This window comes from Pseudomonas acericola (SeqCode) (assembly GCF_053456465.1).
The window spans coordinates 1,126,724-1,150,869 of record NZ_JBRFJB010000002.1; the positions used below are offsets into that span (position 1 = coordinate 1,126,724).

General features: G+C 59.5%; 20 protein-coding genes. 13 read left to right on the forward strand and 7 right to left on the reverse strand.

Annotated elements, in window-relative coordinates; all coding sequences use genetic code 11:
• The first annotated feature begins 1 nt into the window (after position 1).
• From ACU688_RS11385 to ACU688_RS11420, 8 genes are all read left to right on the forward strand, one after another.
• Positions 2–706: a succinate dehydrogenase iron-sulfur subunit gene (locus tag ACU688_RS11385; RefSeq protein ID WP_003172807.1), complete on the forward strand. Its 705-nt coding sequence runs from the start codon at positions 2–4 to the stop codon at positions 704–706.
• Positions 707–967: 261 nt separating this feature from the next.
• Positions 968–3,799, forward strand: a complete 2,832-nt coding sequence (locus ACU688_RS11390) for a 2-oxoglutarate dehydrogenase E1 component (RefSeq protein ID WP_017734336.1) — start codon at positions 968–970, stop codon at positions 3,797–3,799.
• A gap of 44 nt (positions 3,800–3,843) precedes the next feature.
• A complete protein-coding gene (gene odhB / locus ACU688_RS11395) occupies positions 3,844–5,064 on the forward strand; it encodes a 2-oxoglutarate dehydrogenase complex dihydrolipoyllysine-residue succinyltransferase (protein ID WP_017734335.1) in 1,221 nt (406 codons plus the stop codon).
• Positions 5,065–5,163: 99 nt separating this feature from the next.
• A complete protein-coding gene (lpdA, locus tag ACU688_RS11400; RefSeq protein ID WP_017734334.1) occupies positions 5,164–6,600 on the forward strand; it encodes a dihydrolipoyl dehydrogenase in 1,437 nt (478 codons plus the stop codon).
• A 204-nt stretch (positions 6,601–6,804) separates the two neighbouring features.
• Entirely contained in the window at positions 6,805–7,971 is a 1,167-nt protein-coding gene (sucC, locus tag ACU688_RS11405) for an ADP-forming succinate--CoA ligase subunit beta (protein ID WP_017734333.1), read from the forward strand.
• A complete protein-coding gene (gene sucD / locus ACU688_RS11410; RefSeq protein WP_028621692.1) occupies positions 7,971–8,852 on the forward strand; it encodes a succinate--CoA ligase subunit alpha in 882 nt (293 codons plus the stop codon). Before sucC ends, sucD begins: the two co-directional genes overlap by 1 nt.
• 432 nt (positions 8,853–9,284) lie before the next feature.
• Positions 9,285–10,598, forward strand: coding sequence for a branched-chain amino acid transport system II carrier protein (gene brnQ, locus ACU688_RS11415; RefSeq protein ID WP_448184761.1), 1,314 nt, complete (start codon positions 9,285–9,287; stop codon positions 10,596–10,598).
• Positions 10,599–10,845: 247 nt separating this feature from the next.
• Positions 10,846–11,583, forward strand: coding sequence for a DUF599 domain-containing protein (locus ACU688_RS11420; RefSeq protein ID WP_448184762.1), 738 nt, complete (start codon positions 10,846–10,848; stop codon positions 11,581–11,583).
• A 90-nt stretch (positions 11,584–11,673) separates the two neighbouring features.
• Here ACU688_RS11420 and ACU688_RS11425 read toward each other — a convergent pair whose 3' ends face one another.
• Complete coding sequence (locus ACU688_RS11425; RefSeq protein WP_026136463.1) at positions 11,674–11,925, reverse strand: hypothetical protein; 252 nt, start codon at positions 11,923–11,925, stop codon at positions 11,674–11,676.
• A gap of 158 nt (positions 11,926–12,083) precedes the next feature.
• Between ACU688_RS11425 and ACU688_RS11430 the strand changes: the two genes are divergently transcribed.
• The 4 genes from ACU688_RS11430 (at position 12,084) to ACU688_RS11445 (ending at position 15,792) form a co-directional block, all read left to right on the forward strand.
• Positions 12,084–12,560 carry a PaaI family thioesterase gene (locus tag ACU688_RS11430; protein WP_448184763.1) on the forward strand — a complete coding sequence of 159 codons (477 nt, stop codon included), beginning with the start codon at positions 12,084–12,086 and terminating at the stop codon, positions 12,558–12,560.
• The gene (locus ACU688_RS11435) at positions 12,557–13,009 is read left to right on the forward strand and encodes a PaaI family thioesterase (RefSeq protein ID WP_257781958.1); all 453 of its coding nucleotides are present in this window, start codon (positions 12,557–12,559) and stop codon (positions 13,007–13,009) included. The genes ACU688_RS11430 and ACU688_RS11435 overlap by 4 nt, the downstream gene beginning before the upstream one ends.
• Positions 13,010–13,098: 89 nt before the next feature.
• Positions 13,099–15,003 carry a molecular chaperone HtpG gene (gene htpG / locus ACU688_RS11440; protein ID WP_448184764.1) on the forward strand — a complete coding sequence of 635 codons (1,905 nt, stop codon included), beginning with the start codon at positions 13,099–13,101 and terminating at the stop codon, positions 15,001–15,003.
• A 66-nt stretch (positions 15,004–15,069) separates the two neighbouring features.
• Complete coding sequence (locus ACU688_RS11445; protein WP_448184765.1) at positions 15,070–15,792, forward strand: dienelactone hydrolase family protein; 723 nt, start codon at positions 15,070–15,072, stop codon at positions 15,790–15,792.
• A 175-nt stretch (positions 15,793–15,967) separates the two neighbouring features.
• On the opposite strand, the gene ACU688_RS11450 is transcribed toward ACU688_RS11445, so the two are convergent.
• Both ACU688_RS11450 and ACU688_RS11455 read right to left on the reverse strand, forming a co-directional pair.
• On the reverse strand, positions 15,968–16,834 hold the full coding sequence (locus ACU688_RS11450) for a pirin family protein (protein ID WP_448184766.1): 867 nt from the start codon (positions 16,832–16,834) through the stop codon (positions 15,968–15,970).
• Positions 16,835–16,898: 64 nt separating this feature from the next.
• Entirely contained in the window at positions 16,899–17,315 is a 417-nt protein-coding gene (locus ACU688_RS11455; RefSeq protein WP_207041478.1) for an OsmC family protein, read from the reverse strand.
• 209 nt (positions 17,316–17,524) lie between these two features.
• Between ACU688_RS11455 and ACU688_RS11460 the strand changes: the two genes are divergently transcribed.
• Positions 17,525–19,150, forward strand: coding sequence for a methyl-accepting chemotaxis protein (locus ACU688_RS11460; RefSeq protein WP_448184767.1), 1,626 nt, complete (start codon positions 17,525–17,527; stop codon positions 19,148–19,150).
• A 171-nt stretch (positions 19,151–19,321) separates the two neighbouring features.
• Here the strand turns inward: ACU688_RS11460 and fabB are convergent, their stop codons facing one another.
• From fabB to ACU688_RS11480, 4 genes are all read right to left on the reverse strand, one after another.
• On the reverse strand, positions 19,322–20,542 hold the full coding sequence (gene fabB / locus ACU688_RS11465; RefSeq protein ID WP_017734322.1) for a beta-ketoacyl-ACP synthase I: 1,221 nt from the start codon (positions 20,540–20,542) through the stop codon (positions 19,322–19,324).
• An 11-nt stretch (positions 20,543–20,553) separates the two neighbouring features.
• A complete protein-coding gene (gene fabA, locus ACU688_RS11470; RefSeq protein ID WP_017734321.1) occupies positions 20,554–21,069 on the reverse strand; it encodes a 3-hydroxyacyl-[acyl-carrier-protein] dehydratase FabA in 516 nt (171 codons plus the stop codon).
• Positions 21,070–21,317: 248 nt separating this feature from the next.
• Entirely contained in the window at positions 21,318–23,219 is a 1,902-nt protein-coding gene (locus tag ACU688_RS11475; protein WP_448184768.1) for an ATP-binding protein, read from the reverse strand.
• Positions 23,216–24,145 (reverse strand): ABC transporter substrate-binding protein, encoded by a 930-nt coding sequence (locus ACU688_RS11480; RefSeq protein WP_448184769.1) that lies wholly within the window; start codon positions 24,143–24,145, stop codon positions 23,216–23,218. The genes ACU688_RS11475 and ACU688_RS11480 overlap by 4 nt, the downstream gene beginning before the upstream one ends.
• Position 24,146: the final 1 nt, after the last annotated feature.

Below are 24,146 nucleotides of genomic sequence, written 5' to 3' on the forward strand. Positions count from 1 at the left end.
CATGTTGAAAGTCAGTGTTTATCGCTACAACCCTGATCAGGACGCCGCGCCGTTCATGCAGGAATTCCAGGTCGATACCGGTGGTAAAGACCTGATGGTGCTGGATGTATTGGCACTGATCAAAGAGCAGGACGAGGGCTTCTCGTATCGTCGCTCTTGCCGTGAAGGTGTGTGCGGTTCCGACGGCATGAACATCAACGGCAAAAACGGCCTGGCGTGCATCACGCCGCTGTCCGCCGTGGTTAAAGGCAACAAGCTGATTGTTCGTCCACTGCCAGGTTTGCCGGTTATCCGTGACCTGGTCGTCGATATGAGCATCTTCTACAAGCAATACGAGAAAGTTAAGCCGTTCCTGCAGAACGACACGCCGGCTCCGGCCATCGAGCGTCTGCAGTCCCCGGAAGAACGTGAGAAGCTTGACGGTCTGTACGAGTGCATCCTGTGCGCTTGCTGCTCGACCTCTTGCCCATCCTTCTGGTGGAACCCGGATAAATTCCTGGGTCCAGCTGCCCTGCTGCAAGCGTACCGCTTCCTGGCAGACAGCCGTGACACCAAGACCTCCGAGCGTCTGGCTTCACTGGATGACCCGTTCAGCGTATTCCGCTGCCGCGGGATCATGAACTGCGTCAACGTATGTCCCAAAGGCCTGAACCCGACTAAGGCCATTGGTCACATCCGTAACATGCTGCTGCAAAGCGGCGTGTAACTGACGTTGTAGCAAAGCAGGACCGTTGTGCCCGTAAATGCTACGGCGCAGGCTTCAACCGGCGCCGTAGTTTTAACTTGAGCAGCGACTTACAAAGCCGCAGCTCTTATTTTGAAGAAATGAGACAAGCAGGGGCATTCGGGTTGGTACCCGAACTATCAGCGTGATCCTAAGTGGCTTGTTTTGGTCGCTGCACTTGGCCTTTTGCAAGCAAACTCGGTGTTTTCGCCGGTGGTGTCCCCAAATCGAGGGTGACCAAGCATGCAAGAAAGCGTGATGCAGCGCATGTGGAACAGCGGCTATCTTTCAGGTGGTAACGCTGCCTATGTGGAAGAGCTTTATGAGCTCTACCTGCACGACCCTAACGCTGTGCCAGAAGAATGGCGCACCAAATTTCAGACGTTGTCTTCAGACGGCAACGCTGCCACCGATGTATCGCACGCAACAATTCGCGATCAATTTGTGCTGCTGGCAAAGAACCAGCGCCGCGCTCAACCGGTTTCCGCCGGCAGCGTGAGCAGTGAGCATGAGAAGAAGCAAGTTGAAGTGCTGCGACTGATCCAGGCCTACCGGATGCGCGGCCACCAGGCGGCCCAGCTTGACCCGCTGGGGCTCTGGAAGCGTCCTGCACCTGCTGACCTGTCGATCAATCATTACGGCTTGACCAATGCCGATCTTGATACGACCTTCCGTGCCGGCGACCTGTTCATCGGCAAAGAGGAAGCGAGCCTACGCGAAATTCACGAAGCGTTGCAGCAGACATATTGCCGCACCATTGGCGCCGAGTTCACGCACATCACCGATTCCGAGCAACGCCACTGGTTCCAGCATCGTCTGGAAGGTGTGCGCGGCCGTCCGGTTTTGTCCGCTGACGTACGCAGCCATCTGCTTGAGCGCGTAACCGCTGCCGAAGGCCTGGAAAAATACCTGGGCACCAAATACCCAGGCACCAAGCGTTTCGGCCTGGAAGGCGGCGAAAGCCTGATCCCGATGCTCGACGAGCTGATCCAGCGTTCCGGTTCCTACGGCACCAAGGAAATCGTGATCGGCATGGCTCACCGTGGTCGCCTGAACGTGTTGGTCAACACCTTCGGCAAGAACCCGCGTGAACTGTTCGACGAGTTCGAAGGCAAGAAGAAGGTCGAGCTGGGTTCCGGTGACGTTAAATACCACCAGGGCTTCTCGTCCAACGTGATGACCACCGGCGGTGAAGTTCACCTGGCCATGGCCTTCAACCCATCCCACCTGGAAATCGTTTCTCCAGTGGTCGAGGGTTCGGTCCGTGCTCGCCAGGATCGTCGTAACGACGCTACCGGTGAAAAAGTCCTGCCGATTTCCATCCACGGTGACGCGGCATTCGCCGGTCAAGGCGTGGTCCTGGAAACGTTCCAGATGTCGCAGACCCGCGGCTTCAAGACCGGTGGCACGATTCACATCGTGATCAACAACCAGGTTGGTTTCACCATCAGCAACCCGCTGGACGCGCGCTCTACCGAGTACGCCACCGACGTGGCCAAGATGATCCAGGCGCCGATCCTCCATGTGAATGGCGATGACCCGGAAGCCGTGTTGTTCGTGACCCAGCTCGCCATCGACTACCGCATGCAGTTCAAGCGTGACGTAGTGATCGACCTGGTTTGCTACCGCCGTCGCGGTCACAACGAAGCGGATGAGCCTAGCGGCACCCAGCCGTTGATGTATCAGCAGATCACCAAGCAGCGCACCACCCGTGAGCTGTACGCCGAAAGCCTGACCAAGGCCGGCGTGGTTGACGATGCGCGTGTTCAGGCGAAGATCGATGAATACCGCAACGCGCTGGACAACGGTCTGCACGTAGTGAAAAGCCTGGTTAAAGAGCCGAACAAAGAGTTGTTCGTGGACTGGCGTCCGTACCTGGGTCACACCTGGACTGCGCGTCACGACACCTCGTTCGACCTGAAGACCTTGCAGGAACTGTCTGCCAAGCTGCTGGAAATTCCAGAAGGCTTCGTCGTACAGCGCCAGGTTGCGAAGATCTACGAAGACCGTCAGAAGATGCAAGCCGGCGGCCTGCCGATCAACTGGGGTTACGCCGAAACCATGGCGTACGCGACCCTGGCGTTCGAAGGTCACCCGATCCGCATGACCGGCCAGGACATCGGCCGTGGTACGTTCTCGCACCGTCACGCGGTATTGCACAACCAGAAAGACGCGGGCACCTACATCCCGTTGCAGAACCTGTACGAAGGCCAGCCACGTTTCGACCTGTACGACTCGTTCCTGTCCGAAGAAGCCGTACTGGCGTTCGAATACGGCTACTCGACCACCACGCCAAACGCGCTGGTGATCTGGGAAGCCCAGTTTGGCGACTTCGCCAACGGTGCCCAGGTGGTTATCGACCAGTTCATCACCAGCGGCGAGCACAAGTGGGGCCGTCTGTGCGGTCTGACCATGTTGCTGCCACACGGTTATGAAGGTCAGGGTCCGGAGCACTCCTCGGCCCGTCTGGAGCGTTACCTGCAGCTGTGCGCCGAGCACAACATCCAGGTGTGCGTGCCGACTACCCCGGCCCAGATCTACCACTTGCTGCGTCGCCAGGTGATCCGCCCGCTGCGCAAGCCGCTGGTAGTGCTGACCCCGAAATCGCTGTTGCGTCACAAATTGGCCATCTCGACCCTGGAAGATCTGGCCGAAGGCTCGTTCCAGACCGTGATTCCAGAAATCGATGCATTGGATGCAGCCAAGGTGACTCGCCTGGTCCTGTGCAGCGGCAAGGTCTACTACGACCTGCTGGAAAAACGTCGTGCCGAAGGCCGCGAAGACATCGCCATCGTGCGTATCGAGCAGCTTTACCCGTTCCCGGAAGACGACCTGATGGAGGCCATCGCGGCCTACACCAACCTCACCAATGTGGTGTGGTGTCAGGAAGAACCGATGAACCAGGGCGCGTGGTACAGCAGCCAGCATCACTTGCGTCGCAGTATCGGTAACCACAAAGCAGGCCTGGGCCTGGAGTACGCCGGTCGTGATGCTTCTGCTGCACCTGCGTGTGGTTATGCGTCGATGCACGCCGAGCAGCAGGAAAAACTGCTGCAAGATGCTTTCACTGTTTAACGCCTTCGCGCTGACTGAAACCGAATTTTAAGGACACACAGATAATGGCTATCGAAATCAAAGCCCCGTCATTCCCGGAATCGGTTGCCGATGGCACCGTTGCCACCTGGCACAAGAAACCAGGCGAGGCCGTCAAGCGTGACGACCTGATCGTCGACATCGAGACCGACAAAGTCGTTCTGGAAGTGTTGGCTGAAGCTGACGGCGTGCTGGGCGCAATCGTTGCCGAAGAAGGCGCAACCGTTCTGTCGAACCAGGTGCTGGGCTCGATCGAAGAGGGCAGCGCTGCTGCCGCTGCTCCAGCCGCTGCTGCACCAGCTGCCTCGGCTCCTGCTGCCGCTCCGGCTGCTGGCGCTGAAGACCCGATCGCTGCTCCAGCTGCGCGTCAACTGGCTGAAGAAAACGGCATCAACCTGGCTTCCATCAAAGGCACCGGCAAAGACGGCCGCGTGACCAAGGAAGACGTGGTTGCCGCTGTTGAAGCGAAGAAAAACGCTCCAGCTGCCGCACCTGCCAAGGCTGCTGCCCCGGCTGCCGCTGCGCCTGTGTTCGCCGCTGGCGACCGCACCGAGAAGCGCGTACCGATGACTCGCGTGCGTGCCACCGTGGCCAAGCGCCTGGTTGAAGCACAGTCGAACATGGCGATGCTGACCACGTTCAACGAAGTCGACATGACCGAAGTCATGGCCCTGCGTTCGAAGTACAAGGACCTGTTCGAGAAGTCCCACAACGGCGTGCGCCTGGGCTTCATGTCGTTCTTCGTGAAAGCGGCCACCGAAGCGCTGAAACGCTTCCCGGCAGTCAACGCTTCCATCGACGGCAGCGACATCGTTTATCACGGCTATGCAGACATCGGCGTTGCCGTATCCAGCGACCGTGGCCTGGTAGTGCCGGTTCTGCGTAACGCCGAGCTGATGAGCCTGGCTGAAATCGAAGGCGGCATCGCCGGCTACGGCAAGAAAGCCCGTGACGGCAAGCTGAGCATCGACGAGATGACCGGCGGTACCTTCACTATCACCAACGGTGGTACTTTCGGTTCGATGATGTCGACCCCGATCGTCAACCCGCCGCAAGCTGCGATCCTGGGCATGCACAACATCATCCAGCGTCCGATGGCCATCAACGGCCAAGTCGTGATCCGCCCGATGATGTACCTGGCACTGTCCTACGATCACCGCCTGATCGATGGTAAAGAAGCCGTGACGTTCCTGGTGACCATCAAGAACCTGCTGGAAGACCCGGCTCGTCTGCTGCTGGATATCTGATATAAGCAGCTGCAAGTTGCGAGCTACAAGCTGTAGGAAAAAGCAGCTTGGCTTGCAGCTTGCGGCTAAAAGCTTGTCGCAAATAGAGGATCTATTTTCATGACACAGAAATTTGACGTCGTAGTGATTGGTGCAGGCCCTGGCGGCTACGTTGCCGCGATCAAGGCCGCACAATTGGGCCTCTCGACTGCTTGCATCGAAAAATACACCGACAAGGAAGGCAAACTGGCGCTGGGCGGTACTTGCCTGAACGTCGGTTGCATTCCTTCCAAGGCGCTGCTGGACAGCTCCTGGAAATTCCACGAAGCCCAAGACGGCTTCGCGATCCACGGCATCAACCATGCTGGCGTAACTATGGACGTACCAGCAATGGTCGGCCGTAAAGCCAACATCGTTAAGGGCCTGACTTCCGGCGTTGCGACCTTGTTCAAGGCCAACGGCGTCACTTCCCTGCAAGGCCACGGCAAGCTGCTGGCCGGCAAGAAAGTTGAAATCACCAAGCCAGACGGCTCGACCGAAATCATCGAAGCTGAAAACGTGATCCTGGCTCCAGGTTCGCGCCCAATCGACATTCCACCGGCTCCCGTTGATAACAACGTGATCGTTGATTCGACCGGCGCCCTGGAATTCCAGGCTGTACCTAAGCGTCTGGGCGTGATCGGCGCTGGCGTGATCGGCCTGGAACTGGGTTCGGTATGGTCCCGTCTGGGCGCTGAAGTGACCGTGCTGGAAGCCCTGGACACGTTCCTGCTGGCTGCCGACACTGCCGTCTCCAAAGAAGCGCTGAAAACCCTGACCAAACAAGGTCTGGACATCAAGCTGGGCGCTCGCGTGACCGGCTCGAAAGTCAACGGCGAAGAAGTTGTCGTTAACTACACCGATAAAGATGGCGAAAAAACCATCACTTTCGACAAGCTGATCGTAGCCGTTGGTCGTCGTCCAGTGACCACCGACCTGCTGGCCGCTGACAGCGGTGTAAGCCTCGACGAGCGCGGCTACGTGCACGTTGACGATCACTGCGCTACCTCCGTGCCTGGCGTCTACGCCATCGGCGACGTGGTTCGCGGCATGATGCTGGCGCACAAGGCTTCCGAAGAAGGCATCATGGTTGTCGAGCGCATCAAGGGCCACAAAACCCAGATGAACTACGACCTGATTCCATCGGTTATCTACACCCACCCGGAAATTGCATGGGTCGGCAAGAACGAACAGCAGTTGAAAGCTGAAGGCGTTGAAGTTAACGTCGGCACCTTCCCGTTTGCCGCTTCTGGCCGTGCCATGGCAGCGAACGACACCGGTGGTTTTGTCAAAGTCATCGCTGATGCCAAGACTGACCGCGTATTGGGCGTCCACGTGATTGGCCCGAGCGCTGCAGAACTGGTTCAGCAAGGCGCGATCGGTATGGAATTCGGCACCAGTGCCGAGGACCTGGGCATGATGGTCTTCTCCCATCCGACCCTGTCCGAAGCGTTGCACGAAGCTGCGTTGGCAGTGAATGGCGGCGCCATCCACATCGCCAACCGCAAGAAGCGCTAAGCGAGATAATAAGAAACCACGGCGGAGTTGCCCGTCGTGAGCCTTGCGCGCAAGACTCACCGCGGAATATCCGCTGGACGCAGCCTTGCGCAGCTTTACGGGCCTTGAGCCCCGCAAGTTGCGCAAGCAGCAGTCACAGGTGGCGCGGCACTCATAATGAGCGCAGCGCCGAATGCGCAGTACCTAACGAAGACGGTAAAAAGCATGAATCTTCACGAGTATCAGGGTAAGCAGCTGTTCGCTGAATACGGCCTGCCAGTATCCCAGGGTTTCGCAGTCGACACCCCGGAAGCAGCAGCAGAAGCTTGCGACAAAATCGGTGGTACCGAGTGGGTTGTCAAAGCCCAGGTCCACGCTGGTGGTCGCGGTAAAGCGGGCGGCGTTAAGCTGGTTCGCAGCAAAGAAGACGCCAAGGCCTTCGCACAGCAGTGGCTGGGCAAGCGTCTGGTGACTTACCAGACTGATGCCAATGGCCAGCCAGTCACCAAGATCCTGGTTGAATCGTGCACTGATATCGCTAAAGAGCTGTACCTGGGCGCTGTCGTTGACCGTTCGAGCCGTCGCATCGTGTTCATGGCTTCCACCGAAGGTGGCGTGGACATCGAGAAGATCGCCCATGACACCCCAGAAAAAATTCTGAAAGCCACTATCGATCCACTGGTTGGCGCTCAGCCATTCCAGGGTCGCGAGCTGGCTTTCCAGCTGGGTCTGGAAGGCAAGCAAGTTGCCCAGTTCGCCAAGATCTTCGTAGGTCTGGCCAAACTGTTCCAGGATCACGATCTGGCCCTGCTGGAAGTGAACCCGCTGGTGATCAAGGCTGACGGCGATCTGCATTGCCTCGACGCTAAGATCAACATCGACGCCAACGCCATGTACCGTCAGCCTAAGCTGAAGACTTTCCACGATCCGTCGCAAGACGATCCGCGCGAAGCGCACGCTGCCAAGTTCGAACTGAACTACGTAGCCCTGGAAGGTAACATCGGTTGCATGGTCAACGGTGCTGGCCTGGCCATGGGTACCATGGACATCGTCAACCTGCATGGCGGCAAACCAGCCAACTTCCTCGACGTAGGCGGTGGTGCTACCAAAGAACGCGTTACCGAAGCCTTCAAGATCATCCTGTCCGACTCCAACGTCGCTGCAGTACTGGTCAACATCTTCGGCGGCATCGTTCGTTGCGACATGATTGCCGAAGGCATCATCGGTGCAGTGAAAGAAGTCGGCGTGAAAATCCCGGTTGTTGTTCGCCTTGAAGGCAACAACGCTGAACTGGGCGCTAAAGTACTGGCAGAAAGCGGTTTGAACATCATCGCGGCTACCAGCCTGACCGACGCTGCTCAACAAGTTGTTAAAGCTGCGGAGGGCAAATAATGAGCGTCCTGATCAATAAAGACACCAAAGTTATCTGCCAGGGCATTACCGGTTCCCAAGGTAGTTTCCACACCCAGCAAGCCATCGAATACGGCACCAAGATGGTTGGTGGTGTAACTCCTGGTAAAGGCGGCACCGAGCACCTGGGTCTGCCAGTGTTCAACACCGTGAAAGACGCTGTTGCTCAAACTGGCGCTACCGCCAGCGTGATCTACGTTCCAGCTCCTTTCTGCAAGGACTCGATCCTGGAAGCCGCTTTCGCCGGCATCAAGCTGATCGTTTGCATCACCGAAGGCATTCCTACCCTGGACATGCTGGACGCTAAAGTTAAGTGCGACGAGCTGGGTGTTGTCCTGATCGGCCCTAACTGCCCAGGCGTGATCACTCCAGGCGAATGCAAGATCGGCATCATGCCAGGTCACATTCACTTGCCAGGTAAAGTCGGTATCGTTTCCCGTTCCGGCACCCTGACCTACGAAGCTGTGAAGCAGACCACTGACGCCGGTTTCGGTCAGTCGACTTGCGTCGGCATCGGCGGTGACCCGATCCCAGGTTCGAACTTCATCGACATCCTGAAACTGTTCCAGGAAGACCCGAAGACCGAAGCGATCGTGATGATCGGTGAGATCGGCGGTTCGGCTGAAGAAGAAGCGGCTGCCTACATCAAGGCACACGTGACCAAGCCGGTTGTTTCCTACATCGCTGGTGTGACTGCCCCTGCTGGCAAGCGCATGGGCCATGCTGGCGCAATCATCTCTGGCGGTAAAGGCACTGCAGACGAGAAGTTTGCTGCCCTGGAAGACGCAGGCGTTAAAACCGTGCGTTCGCTGGCAGACATCGGCAAGGCTTTGTCCGAGCTGACCGGTTGGGCTGTCAAGTAAGCCTCGCGCTTAGCTGACGCTTCACCAAGCAAAGGCCACCTTCGGGTGGCCTTTGTGCTTTCCGGGTTTGCCCATTTTTTGGGGTATCTACTCGGTCAAATGTGGGAGCTGGCTTGCCTGCGATAGCGGTTCATCAGCCAGCTCGTCTGGTTCTGATACACCGCTATCGCAGGCAAGCCAGCTCCCACAGTGGAATGTATTGCCAAGTTAAGTATGAAAACGCGACATTCAGATGTCGCTTATCGGACAGTTCGCCCCGCAACAGTGCGTTCGTCAGCCAAATTCTGTAACCTAGCCGCCTCTTTATGCGTGTGCCTCCCAAAAGGAAGCCCCGCGCTAGACCGGTCGGCCCCCATCAGGGCTGGCAGTATTTCCCTCATCCATAGGGAATCCCTCTCTAAATTCCGATTCAGTAGTGTGGTATTTCCCGAAATGAAAGTGTTGAAAAGCCAGGATATCCTGGCGTTGGGCTTTATGACCTTTGCCCTGTTCGTGGGCGCCGGCAACATCATCTTCCCGCCTATCGTTGGTTTGCAGTCCGGGCCTCATGTCTGGATGGCAGCGCTGGGCTTTCTGATCACCGCAGTGGGTTTGCCGGTGGTCACCGTGATCGCCCTGGCCAAGGTCGGCGGCGGTATGGACGCGTTGAGCAGCCCGATCGGCAAGATCGCCGGTGGCCTGCTCGCGGCGGCGGCGTATCTGGCGGTAGGGCCGCTGTTCGCCACCCCGCGGACCGCGACCGTGTCCTTTGAAGTGGGCCTGGCGCCGCTGACCGGCGAAAGCCCGCTGGCGCTGTTCCTCTACAGCTCGGTGTACTTCCTGGTGGTGTTCTTCGTTTCCCTGTACCCAGGGCGACTCTTGGATACCGTGGGTCGCTTCCTCGCCCCACTGAAGATCATCGCCCTGGCGATCCTCGGTATCGCTGCATTTGCCTTGCCGGCCGGTGACGTGGGTGTCGCAACCCCGGAATATGTGGCCGCACCGTTTTCCCAAGGCTTTATCCAGGGCTACCTGACCATGGATACCCTGGGCGCCCTGGTGTTTGGCATCGTGATCGTCAATGCCATCCGCTCCCGTGGCGTCGAGTCGCCCAAGCTCATCACCCGTTACGCCATCATTGCGGGCTTGATTGCCGGCGTGGGCCTGGCCCTGGTGTACTTCAGCCTGTTCCGCCTGGGTTCGGGCAGCCATGCCGTTGCCGCCGGCGCGAGCAACGGCGCAGCGGTGCTGCATGCCTACGTGCAACACACCTTCGGTTCCCTGGGCAGCGGCTTCCTGGCTGTGTTGATCTCCTTGGCGTGCCTGGTCACCGCCGTGGGCCTGACCTGTGCCTGCGCCGAGTACTTCAGCCGCGTCCTGCCATTGTCCTACAAGACATTGGTGGTGATCCTGGCGCTGTTCTCGCTGTTCGTGTCCAACCTGGGCCTGACCAAGTTGATCGCGTTCTCGATCCCGGTGCTGACGGCGATCTACCCGCCGTGCATCGTGCTGGTGGCCTTGAGCTTCTGCAAAGACTTCTGGAATGAGCAGGGCCGCATTGTTGGCCCGGTGATGCTGGTGTCGTTCATCTTTGGCTGCATCGACGCGCTCAAGGGCGCTGGTCTGGCCGACTGGATGCCGTCGCAATTGGCGCACCTGCCGCTGAGCGAGCAGGGCCTGGCGTGGCTGGTGCCGTCGGTAATGACCCTGGTGGTGGCGTTTGTGGTTGATCTTATGCTTGGCAAGCGCAGCGAAGCGATCGCTTGATAGGCTGAAGGCTCTACCGAAATGCCCCGTATCAATCGATACGGGGCATTTTTTTTGGCTGTCAGGCAGTGTCTTTTCGCCTGAGCTAACGTCGAACAGGTTAAGAAAATTTCAAGTTGAAACGCAGTCAGTGTGGGAGCTGGCTTGCCTGCGATAGCGGTCTATCAGTTGACGCAACAGTGACTGAACAGACGCCATCGCAGGCAAGCCAGCTCCCACATTGATCGCGCTCGTCATAGGGACCCGCATGTCGTTCATCGAAGCCAATCTGATCCACCTGCTTGCCGCGCTCTGGTTCGCCCTGTGCTGGGGCGGCTACACCCGTTATGCCACCTGGAAAGCGCGGGACACGGCGTGCCTGGCCAGCGTGCTGCATCTGTATCGCGAAGACTGGATGCGCCGCATGCTGATGCGCGACAACCGCATCGCCGATGCCAGCGTGATCGGCAACCTGGAGCGTAACGCCTCGTTCTTCGCCTCCAGCACCTTGATTATCCTCGCCGGTATTCTCACCGTGCTGGGGGCCTCGGAGCGGGCGGTGTCGTTGCTGGCGGACATTCCCATGGTGCAGCAGGCGTCCCAGGGCATGTCGGAGATCAAGTTGCTGTGCCTCGCGCTGGTGTTCGTCTACGCCTTCTTCACCTTCAGCTGGTGCATGCGCCAGTACAACTTCGCAGCGGTGCTGGTGGGCTCGGCACCGATGATCGGTGAGCGGCATGTGTCGGAGCAGGAGCGCAAGGCGTTTGCCCTACGGGCGGCACGGGTGATTTCCATGGCGGCCAACCAATTCAACTTTGGCCTGCGTTCTTATTACTTCGGCATGACCATGTTGGCGTGGTTTGTCAGCCCCTGGTTGTTCATGTTGATGAGCACCGGGGTGGTGTTGGTGCTGTACCGCCGGGAGTTTCATTCCGACGTGCTGCAAGTGATGGTGTATACGCAGACCGACACGCCGTTGCCGGAGGCGGTTAAAGAGGCGGCGTAACTAACGCTGCAAATAAAAAACCCAGACAAAGTAAAGCCCGCTATCTAAGCGGGCTTTCTTTTTGCAGCGGAGCTATTTCGAGCCGCGGTCTCAAGAACCGGTGGCTGGTGTAGCAGGTGCAGCTTCTTTTGCAGCGGCGGCGTTCGATTCAGCCTGAGCTTTGGCAGCTTCGGCGTTTTCTTTCGCAGCGTCGTTCACTTTATCCTGAGCCTTCGCCATGTCTTTCTGAGCTTGCTCGGAATGTGCAGCGGCGTCTTGGGCTTTGTCTTCGGATTTTTTGTCGCAGGCAGCGAGACCGAGGGCAGCAGCGAGCATCATGGAAATAGCTAAAGTCTTGCGCATGGGGTGTTTCTCCTTATTGAAGATATCTACTGGCCTTTCGAGCATGGGGCTCCGGCATTAGTTCCTTTTGTTTCACAGATATATAAACCGCTGACTTAAAGGAACTTTTTCCGGCGCCACCGATTTTGTCGATCCACACTAATAAGAGTCCCGAACGAATGACCGAAAACCCTTTGTTAGAGCGTGCGACGCGCTTTGTATCGGCCTTGCGCCATTGTCAGGTGCTGGGTATTACCGCTCATCACGCGAGCGGGGAGGGCATCACGCTGATCATGCCCTACGCCTCCCATCTCGTCGGTGATCCCAATACTGGTGTGATCCATGGTGGCGCCTTGACCTCGCTGATGGACACGGCCTGCGGCATGGCCACCCTGTGCGTCTTGCCGGAGTTCGAGGTGTGCCCGACCCTCGACCTGCGCATCGACTACATGCATCCGGCCGAGCCCCATAAACCCGTGTTTGGTTTCGCCCAATGCTACCGCGTCACCACCGACGTGATTTTCACCCGTGGCTTCGCCTACCAGGACGACCCGCAACAGCCCATCGCCCATGTGGTGGGCACGTTCATGCGCATGGGCAAGCGTCTCAAGGGCACACAAGGACTGGGCAGCGCCATCAAGGGAGAGCAGGCATGACACATCGATTCAAGACCCGCCTGGAACAAGCCCATGCGCGCGGCAATTACGACGAACTGCTCGGCCTGATTCCCTACGCGAAGTTGATCGGCATCGAATGCACCCGCCTGGGGGACGAGTTGCTGTTTCGCCTGCCGGCCAGCAAGGACAATATTGGTAACCCGATATTGCCAGCGCTTCACGGCGGGGTGATTGCCGGCTTTATGGAGCTGTCGGCGGCGCTGCACCTGCTGGTGTTTACCGGTGCGCCGGGCCTGCCGAAAATCATCGACTTCTCCCTGGATTACCTGCGCGCCGGCCAGTATCGCGACACCTACGCCAAGTGCCAGGTGTGGCGCCAAGGCCGGCGGGTGGCGAATGTCGCGATCACCGCCTGGCAGAGCACGGCGGCGGAACCGATTGCCACCGCTCGCGCGCATTTCAAGATCGAGGAACCAAGCCGCCCTTGAAATCCTGGCCTTAGCCCCCAACTTGGATGACAACCCGCCGCCAATCATTGAGAAAGCGGCCACTGCCATCCAATTGGAGTTTGATGACCATGAGCGTGGAAACTCAAAAGGAAACCCTGGGCTTCCAGACCGAGGTGAAGCAACTGCTGCACCTCATGATCCATTCGCTGTATTCCAACAAGGAAATCTTCCTTCGCGAATTGATCTCCAACGCCTCTGACGCTGTCGACAAATTACGTTTCGAAGCCCTGTCCAAGCCTGAGTTGCTGGAAGGCGGCGCCGAACTGAAAATCCGTGTGAGCTTCGACAAGGACGCCAAGACCGTCACCCTCGAAGACAACGGCATCGGCATGAGCCGTGAAGACGCGATCACCCACCTGGGTACCATCGCCAAATCCGGTACCGCCGATTTCATGAAGAACCTGTCGGGCGATCAGAAAAAAGATTCGCACCTGATCGGCCAGTTCGGCGTGGGCTTCTACTCGGCCTTTATCGTTGCCGACAAGGTTGAAGTGTTCAGCCGTCGCGCCGGCCTCGACGCCAGCCAAGGCGTGCACTGGTCGTCCAAAGGTGAGGGCGAATTTGAAATCGCCACTATCGACAAGGCCGACCGTGGCACCCGTATCGTGCTGCACCTAAAAGACGCTGAAGATGAGTTCGCCGACGGCTACCGCCTGCGCAACATCATCAAGAAATATTCCGACCACATCGCTTTGCCCATCGAACTGCCGAAAGAACAAGCCGCTGCCGAAGGCGAAGAACAACCTGCCCAGGAATGGGAAGTGGTCAACCGCGCCAGCGCTTTGTGGACCCGTCCTCGTACCGAAGTCAAAGACGAGGAATACCAGGAGTTCTACAAGCACATCGCCCACGATTACGAGAATCCGCTGAGCTGGAGCCACAACAAGGTCGAAGGCAAGCTGGAATACAGCTCGCTGCTCTACGTACCGGCCCGTGCGCCGTTCGACCTGTACCAGCGTGAAGCGCCAAAAGGCCTCAAGCTCTACGTGCAGCGCGTGTTCGTGATGGACCAGGCGGAATCGTTCCTGCCGCTGTACCTGCGCTTCATCAAAGGCGTGGTCGACTCCAATGACCTGTCGCTGAACGTGTCGCGGGAAATCCTGCAGAAAGACCCGATCATCGACTCCATGAAGTCGGCGCTGACCAAGCGCGTGCTCGACATGCTGGAAAAACTGGCGAAGAACGAGCCTGAGCAATACAAGGGCTTCTGGAAAAACTTCGGCCAGGTCATGAAAGAAGGCCCGGCTGAAGATTTCGCCAACAAGGAAAAAATCGCCGGCCTGCTGCGCTTTGCTTCGACTCACGAAGACGGTGGCGAGCAAGTGGTGTCCCTGGCCGAGTACCTGGCCCGCGCCAAGGAAGGTCAGGACAAGATCTATTACCTGACCGGCGAAACCTACGCCCAGGTCAAGAACAGCCCGCACCTGGAAGTCTTCCGCAAGAAAGGCATCGAAGTGCTGCTGCTGACCGACCGTATCGATGAGTGGCTGATGAGCTACCTCAGCGAGTTCGACGGCAAGTCGTTCGTCGACGTGGCCCGTGGTGACCTGGACCTGGGTAACCTGGACTCCGCAGAAGAGAAGAAAAAAGCCGAAGAAGACGCCAAGGCCAAAGAAGGCCTGGTTGAGCGGATCAAGACCGCCCTGGGCGATGCTGTCAGCGAAGTGCGGGTTTCCCACCGTCTGACAGACTCCCCGGCGATCCTGGCCATCGGCGAGCAGGACCTGGGCATGCAGATGCGTCAGATCCTCGAAGCCAGCGGCCAGAAGGTTCCGGATTCGAAGCCGATCTTCGAATTCAACCCGGCTCACCCGCTGATCGAGAAACTCGACGGCGAGCAGAGCGAAGAGCGGTTTGGCGACCTGTCGCACATCCTCTTCGACCAGGCGGCCCTGGCCGCTGGCGACAGCTTGAAGGACCCGGCCGCCTATGTGCGCCGCCTGAACAAGCTGTTGGTTGAACTGTCGGTCTGACACCGTTGTAGAAAAGCCCGCTTCGGCGGGCTTTTTCGTTCTCGTGCACCTCAACTGGAGTAAATGATGAGCCAAGTCACTGTGCGTTCCGTGGTCTATCAGCTTGATGGCCAGTCCTACGAAAGCCGCCTGGCGTTTGATGCCAGCCACAAGGGCCCGCTGCCGGGTCTGTTGATGGCGCCGAACTGGATGGGGGTGAGTGCGGGTGCCGAAGAGATCGCCAAAAGCGTCGCCAGCAAAGGCTACGTGGTACTGATCGCCGACCTCTACGGGCAAACCGTACGCCCGTCGAATGGCGATGAGGCCGGCGCGGCGATGATGCCGTTGAAAAACGATAACCCTGAGTTGCTCAAGCGCATGCAAGCGGCCTTTGAGCAACTGCAAGGCCAGGCCGAGGTGGATACCGCGAAACTGGCGACCTTTGGTTTCTGCTTTGGCGGCTTCTGCTCGCTGGAGCTTGCGCGTACCGGCGCACCGCTGAAGGCCGCCGTGTCGTTCCACGGCACCATCGATACGCAAAACCCGGCAGGTGCCAAGCACATCCAGGGTTCAGTGCTGGTGCTGCACGGCGCGTCCGACCCACTGGTGCCCAAAGCGCAACTGCCGGCGTTTGAAGATGAGATGAACGCGGCTGGCGTGGATTGGCAATTGCTGAGCTACGGCGGTGCGGTGCACTCCTTCACCGATCCGCACGCCAATGTGCCGGGCAAGATGATGTATGACGCGAAGACGGCCAAGCGGGCGTTCAAGTCGATGCATGATTTGTTGGATGAAGTGTTCCAGGGCTGATTCTTCAGCGCCTGTACTGGCCTCATCGCAGGCAAGCCAGCTCCCACATTTGAATGCGTTCACAAATCAAAATATGGGAGTGTTTCAGGGCTGATTTTTTGGCCCTATAGCAGGCAGCTCCCACATTTGAATGTATTCACAAATCAAAATGTGGGAGCGGGCTTGCCCGCGATGGCTATCTCACAGGCAACTCTATCCTGTCTGTTTCACCGGGCACCGTCGGCCAATCCCCCGCCGCCCAGCGCTGCCGAGCCTGCTCGATCACCGCCGGATCACTCGCGACAAAATTCCAATTGATCCGCCGTGGCCCATCCAGCGGCGCGCCGCCAAACACCATCAGGTGGCACTCCGTCTCGGCGAACAACGCCATTTCCTGACCTTGCGGCAACACCACCAGGCTGTGTACCTCCAGCGGCTCACCGTCCAGTTGCACTTCACCGTCCAGCACATACACCGCCCGTTCCTCATGTTCATCAGGAATCAGCAGGGTGGTGGCTGTCTGCATCCGCACTTCGGCATACAGCGTGGGCGACAGGACGGGCACCGGTGACTTCAGGCAGAAGCCGCTACCCGCGATCAGGCGAATCTGCACCCCCAGGTTGTCACTGACTGGCAGGCTCGCCGCCGGGTGATGGCTGTAGTGGCCCGGCCCCGTTTCGTGATCCTTGGGCGAGGCCAGCCACACTTGCAGGCCATGCAGGTTGAAACCGCTGGCCTTGAGCGCCTCGGGTGTGCGCTCGACGTGGGCAATCGCGCTACCGGCGGTCATCCAGCTGACGTCGCCGGCCTGCACCACCTGGTCCGAGCCGAGGCTGTCCTTGTGCTGCAATGCGCCTTCGAACAGATAGGTGAGGGTGGACAAGCCGATGTGCGGGTGCTGGCGGATGTTCATACCGCTGCCCGGCGCGTAGCGGGTTGGCAGCATGTGGTCGAAAAACACGAAGGGGCCGACGCTGCGGCATTCACGGGAGGGCAGCGGGCGCAGGATCGGCTGGCCTTCCACGTCTTCGGGGCGTGGGCGGATCACGGTGAGGGGGGTCATGGCAGGTCCCAGTCTGAGCGGGTTAGATGGCGTTGAGCATAACCCGCTCGCCGGGATGTTGCCGCTACTGGCTGAAGGCGCCTTCCGACAAGGTGGTGTCGATGCTGATCTCGGCGGTGGTCATCAGCTTGTGCACCGGGCAACGGTCGGCCACGCGGTGCAGTTCGTCGCGCTGGGCATCGGTAAGCACGCCCTTGAGGGTCAGCTTGACGTTGAGCTTGTATTTGCCTTTCTGCTCCTCGGTGGCGTCGTGGGTGACTTCCACGGTGACGCCGGTGAGCGGGATGTCCTTTTTCTGCGCGTAGAGCTTCACGGTCAGGGCTTTGCAGGAGGCCAGGGCGGCGTCGAAATAGTCGTGCGGGGAGGGCGCCGAGTCATCGCCACCGAGGCTCTTAGGCAAGTCGGTGAACAGCTCGTGATTGTTGATATTCACGCTGTGGCGGAAGTTGTCGTGGTTGAGCGTATTGACGGTAACGGGCATGGCAAACCTCACAAGGGGGCAGAATGAAGGTCATGCAGTTATAGAGCATGGGCGCGTTCGGGTGTTCCATGTTTTCTACAATCAGTTTCGCCGCGATTGTGCTGAGGGTTTATATCGCGTTTTCGTCTTACGCAAAGTGGCGCAAGGGCCGATACCTTCAAGAGCAGCCAGCTGCAAATGGATGCAGCGCATTTGGAAGGAACCAAGGCATGAGTATCAGAAGTCTGAATATCGCCCCGCGCGCAGGCCTGGGCTTTGGCGTGTTGGCGTTGATGGTGTTCGCGCTGGGCGGCTTTGCCCTGTTGCAGATGGCCAATATGCGCCAGCAATCCGATCAAGTAGAGAACAACTGGCTACCCAGCGTGATGGCGGTGGGGGAGATGAGTCAGGACCTGTTGCGCGTACGTGCACTGACCCTGCGCCTGTTGCTCAACCGCGAGCCCCAGGCGCTGGCGCAAAACGAGCAGAAGCTCAGCGACCTCAAGAGCGGCCTGCACCAGGCGCAGAGCTTGTACGAAGCGTTGATCGTGCTGCCCGAGGAACGCACGCTGTTCGACCGTTTCAAGGCCCAGGAGCAGCAATACCTGCAACGCCAGGAGCAGGTCATGGGATTTTCCAAGACCAACCAGTTGAACGACGCCATCAAGGTGGTCAACGGTGAGATGAATCAGCTCGCCGATGAAATGGCCGTTACGCTGCATGACCTGGTCAATCTCAACAAAGCCAACGCCAACCAAGCCGCGAGCCTGGCGCAAAGCGTATTCAGCCAGTCGCGCAGTTGGGTGGTCGGCATGATTGTGCTGACGGCGCTGATCACCATTGGTCTGGCGGTATGGCTGACCCGCAGCATCGTGCTGCCCTTGGCCCAGTCGCTGAAAGTCGCCCAGGGTGTGGCCAGCGGCGATCTGACCGGGGAGATCAACGTCACCGGCAAGGACGAGCCCGCGCGTTTGCAGCAAGCGCTCAAGGGTATGCAGGAACACCTGCGCGACACCATCCGACAGATCGCCGAATCGTCGAACCAGCTGGCCTCCGCGTCCGAGGAGCTCAGCTGCGTGACCGAGGATGCAACCCGTGGCCTGCACCAGCAGAACCAGGAGATCGAGCAGGCAGCGACGGCGGTCAATCAGATGACGGCGGCCGTCGAGGAGGTGGCGAGCAACGCGGTGGCCACGTCCCAGGCGTCCCGAGAGTCCGACCGCATCGCCCAGCAAGGGCGCGAGCAGGTGCAGCAGACGGTGGTGTCGATCGAGGCGCTGGCCTCGGATGTGACCGCCAATGCCACGCAGGTCGAGGACTTGGCGCAGAAGGTCTATGGCATCAGCAAGGTGCTGGATGTGATCCGTTCGATTGCCGAGCAGACCAACCTGCTGGCGCTGAATGCGGCCATCGAGGCCGCCCGGGCCGGGGACGCCGGGCGTGGGTTTGCGGTGGTGGCCGATGAAGTGCGGGCGCTGGCGCATCGCACGCAGCAGTCCACCCAGGAAATCGAGCTGATGATCAGCGGCATCCAGCAGGGCACCGATCAGGCGGTCAGTTCCATGCAGCACAGCAACACGCGGGCACACGCCACGCTGGATATTGCCAAATCGGCGGGGACGGCGCTGGAGGCGATTGCGTCGGCGTTTACCCTGATTAATGAGCGCAACCTGGTGATCGCCAGCGCGTCGGAGCAGCAGGCAGCGGTAGCGCGGGAGGTGGATCGTAACCTGATGAATATCCGTGACTTGGCGCATCAGACGTCCACCGGGGCGAACCAGACGAGTGCGGCGAGCCAGGAGTTGTCGCGGTTGGCGGTGGATTTGAACACCATGGTGGCGCGGTTTTCGGTGTAACTGCTTTTTGTGGCGAGGGAGCTTGCTCCCGCTGGGCAGCGAAGCGGCCCCAAAAGAATGGGAGCGCTGCGCACTCCAGCGGGAGCAAGCTCCCTCGCCACAGGGGTTTTATTCACCCATAAAAAAGCCCCGAACCAGTCGGGGCTTTTTCATGCAATCAAGCGACAGGCCTTACTTGCCCTGCCAGCGTTTCAGCACCAGGGTGGCGTTAGTGCCACCGAAGCCGAAGCTGTTGCTCATCACGGTGTCGATCTTGGCGTTTTCAACGGTCTTGAGCTGGATCGGCATGTCAGCGACTGCTGGGTCCAGTTCATCGATGTTGGCCGAACCGGCAATGAAGTTGCCTTCCATCATCAGCAGGCAGTAGATCGCTTCGTGAACGCCGGCGGCGCCCAGGGAGTGACCCGACAGGCTCTTGGTGGAGCTGATGGCCGGAGCCTTGTCGCCGAATACCGCACGCACGCCTTCCATTTCCTTGGCGTCGCCGACCGGAGTCGAGGTGCCGTGGGTGTTCAGGTAGTCGATTGGGGTATCCACGGTGGACATTGCCATCTGCATGCAACGGATGGCGCCTTCACCGCTTGGTGCAACCATGTCGTAGCCATCGGACGTCGCGCCGTAGCCAACGATTTCCGCGTAGATCTTGGCACCACGGGCCAGAGCGTGTTCCAGCTCCTCGACCACTACCATGCCGCCACCGCCGGCGATGACGAAACCGTCACGCTTGGCGTCGTAGGCGCGGGAGGCCTTTTCCGGGGTTTCGTTGTACTGGGTGGACAGTGCGCCCATGGCGTCGAACAGGAACGATTGGCTCCAATGCTCTTCTTCACCGCCGCCGGCGAACACGATGTCCTGCTTGCCCAACTGGATCTGCTCAACCGCAGTACCGATGCAGTGAGCACTGGTGGCGCACGCCGAGGAGATCGAGTAGTTCACGCCCTTGATGGCAAATGGCGTGGCCAGGCAGGCCGAAACGGTGCTGCCCATGGTCCGTGTTACACGGTACGGGCCAACGCGCTTCACGCCTTTTTCGCGCAGGATGTCCAGCGCTTCCATCTGGTTGAGGGTCGATGCGCCGCCCGAGCCGGCGATCAGGCCGGTGCGTACGTTCGATACCTGGTCTTCGCTCAGGCCGGAGTCGGCGATTGCGTCTTTCATGGCCAGGTAGGCGTAGGCGGCAGCGTGGCCGACGAAGCGATAGATCTTGCGATCGATCAGTTCTTCGAGGGGCAGGTCGATGGAGCCGGAAACCTGGCTACGCAGACCCATTTCGGCATATTCCGGGTTGAAGCGGATGCCAGGGCGACTTGCACGCAGGTTAGCGGTGACGGTCTCTTTGTCATTGCCCAGGCAAGAAACGATGCCCAGACCAGTGATAACGACGCGGCGCATGCGGATAACCCTTAAAAGTTGTCAGTGGAAGTGAATACGCCGACACGAAGGCCATCGGCAGTATAGATCTCGCGACCGTCGACGCTCACCGAACCATCGGCGATGGCCAGGTTCAGCTTGCCCTTGAGGACGCGCTTGATTTGAATGTTGTAGGTGACTTTCTTGGCGGTCGGCAGGACCTGGCCAAAGAACTTCACTTCGCCCGAACCCAGGGCGCGACCGCGACCTGGCAGGCCTTGCCAGCCGAGGAAGAAACCGACCAGCTGCCACATGGCGTCAAGGCCCAGGCAACCTGGCATGACAGGATCGCCTTCGAAGTGGCAGGCAAAGAACCACAGGTCCGGGGTGATATCCAGCTCGGCGACCAATTCACCTTTGCCGTACTTGCCACCCTCTTCGCTGATATGGGTGATGCGATCCACCATCAGCATGTTCGGGGCGGGCAGTTGCGCGTTACCTGGGCCGAACAGCTCACCGCGACTGCAGCGCAGCAGGTCTTCCCGGGTAAAGGCGTTTTGTTTGGTCATGCGAGCTCCTCAATAATCCCATGCGGCAGGGTAGGGTAAATCTTCCCGAACCGACTGAAGCGTTACGCCTCATACCGGCAGCCTACACATAGACTATTGCGTTGTAGTGAAAGTCACAGCGGCAAGGCACTGAATGTACACTTGTTCACTGAAATTTTAAACCGGGCCTGTTTATCGGTCCGTTTGGGTGCCTAAGACTGCCGCACTTTCGTCTTTCACGCCAGTCGGAGTTGGCTGATGGCGCTGCGCTATTGCACCCAACGTTGCAGGATTTGCTGCAAATCCGTGCGTTTGAATGGCTTGGCCAGGTAATCGTTCATTCCGGCGGCCAGGCACGCTTCCCGGTCGCCCTGCAAGGCATTGGCGGTGAGGGCGATGATTGGCAGGTCGGCGCAGCCCGGCAATTGGCGGATCTGCCGGGTCGCCTCATAGCCATCGATCAACGGTAACCGGCAGTCCATCAGGATCGCGGTGAATATCAGGCTTTCGGCACTGCGGATCGCCTCGGCGCCGTCGGTGGCCAGGCTGACTTCAAAGCCCAGGCTGCGCAACATGGCTTCGACCACGGTGCGGTTGACCGGGTTGTCTTCCACCAGCAACACATGGCGGCCATCGCCGGCGCTGCTTTTGCCGTCGCCGTCATGGGCAATCTTCGGCAAGTATTGCTGGTCGATGGCCAGCGGGATTTCCAGGGTAAACACCGAACCACGGTTTTCTTCGCTTTGCGCGCGCAACGTGCCGCCCATGCGTTCGGCCAGGGTGCGGGCGATGGGCAAGCCCAGGCCTGTGCCGCCGTAGCGCCTCGAAATGGAGCTGTCGGCCTGCTGGAACGCGTCGAACATCAACTCCAGGCGCTCGGCCGAAATGCCAATGCCGCTGTCACGCACAGTGCAGGTAAACCACAGCAGTTCGTGGTCGAGGGGCTGCCACTGCGGCTCGATGGTCACGTTGCCGTGCTCGGTGAACTTCAAGGCGTTGCCGATCAGGTTCACCAGGATTTGCCGGATACGGGTCGGGTCACCTTGAACTTGCAGGGCGGCCATGCCCGGCGGAATCAGCAGCTCCAACACCAGCCCGCGTTGCACGGCGCTGTGCTGGAAGGCCTGGGCGCAGCTGTTGATCAGGTCTGCCAGGTTGAACGGGATGTGCTCCAGTTCCAGGGCGGCCCGTTCGATGCGCGAGAAGTCGAGGATATCGTTGATGACCTTGAGCAAATGCTCGGTGGACTCGGAGGCCAGCGCCGCGTATTCGGTCTGCTCCTCGGTCATTTCGGTGGTTTCCAGCAGCTGCAACATGCCCAGTACGCCGTTCATCGGCGTGCGCAGCTCATGGCTCATCATCGCCAGGAAATCCGACTTGGCATTGTTCGCCCGCTCTGCTTCTTCACGGGTCTGGATCAACTGGGCCATGGCCTGGTGTTGCTCGCGGCTGGCCTGGTTGAGGCCTTCGGCGAGGTTGTTGATATGCCGCGACAGGTCGCCCAGCTCCGAGTCATCGACAATCGGCAGCGGGGTCTTGTAGTCGCCTTGCTGGATCGCTTTGACCGCATGGCCCATGGCGCTGATCGGCTGCGACAGGCTCGCGGCCAGGCGCCGCGCCAGCAGGAAGGTAAACAGCAGGGCAAACAACGCCAGGATGCCAGCCTTGAAGAGGATCTCCTGCTGGCGCTGGCTGAAGGCGTCGTTGGACATGCCGACGATCACCCGCCCCAGGTAATCCGCGCGGGGCGCCTTGGGTTCGTTGAGGTTGTCCTGGAAGAAATCATTGCCCAGCTGGATATGTTGCAGGCGGATCGGCGCCTGGAAAACTTTGACCGACAGCGAACGGTCATGGGTTTCCGAAGGTTGCTCGACATACACCAGGATGTTCTCGGCGCTGTCCTGGATCTCCAGGAAGCGCACGTGGGGCGTGGCCAATGTCGCGCGCAGCAGGCTCTCCAGCACATCGTTGTTGCCGGAAATCACCCCGTATTCGGTGGCGGGCGCCAGCTGGTTGGCGATCAACTGGCCGGTGTGGTCCAGTTCCTGGCGCAAATCCTGGATGCGCACGAAGGTAAAGAAGCTGATCAACAGCAACGTCAGCAACAGCGCCGGGCCCAGCGTAATGAGCTGGGTGCGGGTGTTGATATCCCAACGACGACGCAAGGTCATGGGCGTTTTTCTCCTTCGGCCAGCCGGGCGGCGACGTCGGTTTCATCAACCTCTTCGAGCCCCAGCGAGCGTGCGACTTGCGGGTTGCCCGCGACTTTGAAGTGTTCCGGGTACAGCGTGCGTGGCCACGTGGCCGGTGACTGGTCCAGCAGGCGGTCGAGCACCGCGAGCCAATCGCTCTGGTCGCTGTAGGTGCTGGCCAGGCTGCCGGCGCGGACGAACCCGGCATTGGGCCCCACCAGCGGCAATTGCCGGGCATAGCTGCTCAACAGCAGGTTTTTCGCGGTTTTCGGGTTGTAGAGTTGCGGATCATCGAGGCCGAGCAACACATCACTGCTCTTGAACAGGTTTTGCAGCGGACGGCTGTCATTGGTGTTTTCCCACAGCTGCGGCACCACTTCCAGGCCCATGGGCGTGGCGTACTCGCGCAGTTCTTGCAGGAGGAATTCGCTGTCGGCCGCGTAGAGCACGCCGATGCGCCGGGCTTGGGGCAGGATCGTGGCGATCAGGTGCAACTGGCGCGCCAGCGGTGGGTCGCTCCACAGTAGGCTGATCCTGGCCGGCAGGTGGGTGCCCAGGCGTTGCCTGGCTTGCAGGCGGCTGATACGCAACACCAGGGTCGGTGGGCCCTGGGCGTCTTGCAGGCGCCAGTCGAGCCCTGCCAGGTCCAGCAGGACCAGGCGCGTGCTCGCGGGTAGGCGGCCTGGTGCGGGCAAGTCCTTGAGCGGGGTAAAGGTGACGTGGTCTTCCGGGCGCTCCTTGGCCAGGGCTTCGGTGAAGGCCCGTACACCCGCACCGTCGTCGGCGGCGGTCAGCAGGATATCGGCGCTCCACGCCGGCACGCTAAAGAGCAGGCACAGCCACAGCAGCGCGCGCCGCCAGAGCCTTGCCATCCAGACGTGGGTCATCCTTGACTGAGCGCCCATG

Excerpts from the sequence above, each read along its gene's own strand:
- ACU688_RS11385 (WP_003172807.1), top strand. The coding sequence starts at position 2 with ATGTTGAAAGTCAGTGTTTATCGCTACAACCCTGATCAGGACGCCGCG.
- ACU688_RS11390 (WP_017734336.1), top strand. The coding sequence starts at position 968 with ATGCAAGAAAGCGTGATGCAGCGCATGTGGAACAGCGGCTATCTTTCA.
- odhB (WP_017734335.1), top strand. The coding sequence starts at position 3,844 with ATGGCTATCGAAATCAAAGCCCCGTCATTCCCGGAATCGGTTGCCGAT.
- lpdA (WP_017734334.1), top strand. The coding sequence starts at position 5,164 with ATGACACAGAAATTTGACGTCGTAGTGATTGGTGCAGGCCCTGGCGGC.
- sucC (WP_017734333.1), top strand. The coding sequence starts at position 6,805 with ATGAATCTTCACGAGTATCAGGGTAAGCAGCTGTTCGCTGAATACGGC.
- sucD (WP_028621692.1), top strand. The coding sequence starts at position 7,971 with ATGAGCGTCCTGATCAATAAAGACACCAAAGTTATCTGCCAGGGCATT.
- brnQ (WP_448184761.1), top strand. The coding sequence starts at position 9,285 with ATGAAAGTGTTGAAAAGCCAGGATATCCTGGCGTTGGGCTTTATGACC.
- ACU688_RS11420 (WP_448184762.1), top strand. The coding sequence starts at position 10,846 with ATGTCGTTCATCGAAGCCAATCTGATCCACCTGCTTGCCGCGCTCTGG.
- ACU688_RS11425 (WP_026136463.1), bottom strand. The coding sequence starts at position 11,925 with ATGCGCAAGACTTTAGCTATTTCCATGATGCTCGCTGCTGCCCTCGGT.
- ACU688_RS11430 (WP_448184763.1), top strand. The coding sequence starts at position 12,084 with ATGACCGAAAACCCTTTGTTAGAGCGTGCGACGCGCTTTGTATCGGCC.
- ACU688_RS11435 (WP_257781958.1), top strand. The coding sequence starts at position 12,557 with ATGACACATCGATTCAAGACCCGCCTGGAACAAGCCCATGCGCGCGGC.
- htpG (WP_448184764.1), top strand. The coding sequence starts at position 13,099 with ATGAGCGTGGAAACTCAAAAGGAAACCCTGGGCTTCCAGACCGAGGTG.
- ACU688_RS11445 (WP_448184765.1), top strand. The coding sequence starts at position 15,070 with ATGAGCCAAGTCACTGTGCGTTCCGTGGTCTATCAGCTTGATGGCCAG.
- ACU688_RS11450 (WP_448184766.1), bottom strand. The coding sequence starts at position 16,834 with ATGACCCCCCTCACCGTGATCCGCCCACGCCCCGAAGACGTGGAAGGC.
- ACU688_RS11455 (WP_207041478.1), bottom strand. The coding sequence starts at position 17,315 with ATGCCCGTTACCGTCAATACGCTCAACCACGACAACTTCCGCCACAGC.
- ACU688_RS11460 (WP_448184767.1), top strand. The coding sequence starts at position 17,525 with ATGAGTATCAGAAGTCTGAATATCGCCCCGCGCGCAGGCCTGGGCTTT.
- fabB (WP_017734322.1), bottom strand. The coding sequence starts at position 20,542 with ATGCGCCGCGTCGTTATCACTGGTCTGGGCATCGTTTCTTGCCTGGGC.
- fabA (WP_017734321.1), bottom strand. The coding sequence starts at position 21,069 with ATGACCAAACAAAACGCCTTTACCCGGGAAGACCTGCTGCGCTGCAGT.
- ACU688_RS11475 (WP_448184768.1), bottom strand. The coding sequence starts at position 23,219 with ATGACCTTGCGTCGTCGTTGGGATATCAACACCCGCACCCAGCTCATT.
- ACU688_RS11480 (WP_448184769.1), bottom strand. The coding sequence starts at position 24,145 with ATGGGCGCTCAGTCAAGGATGACCCACGTCTGGATGGCAAGGCTCTGG.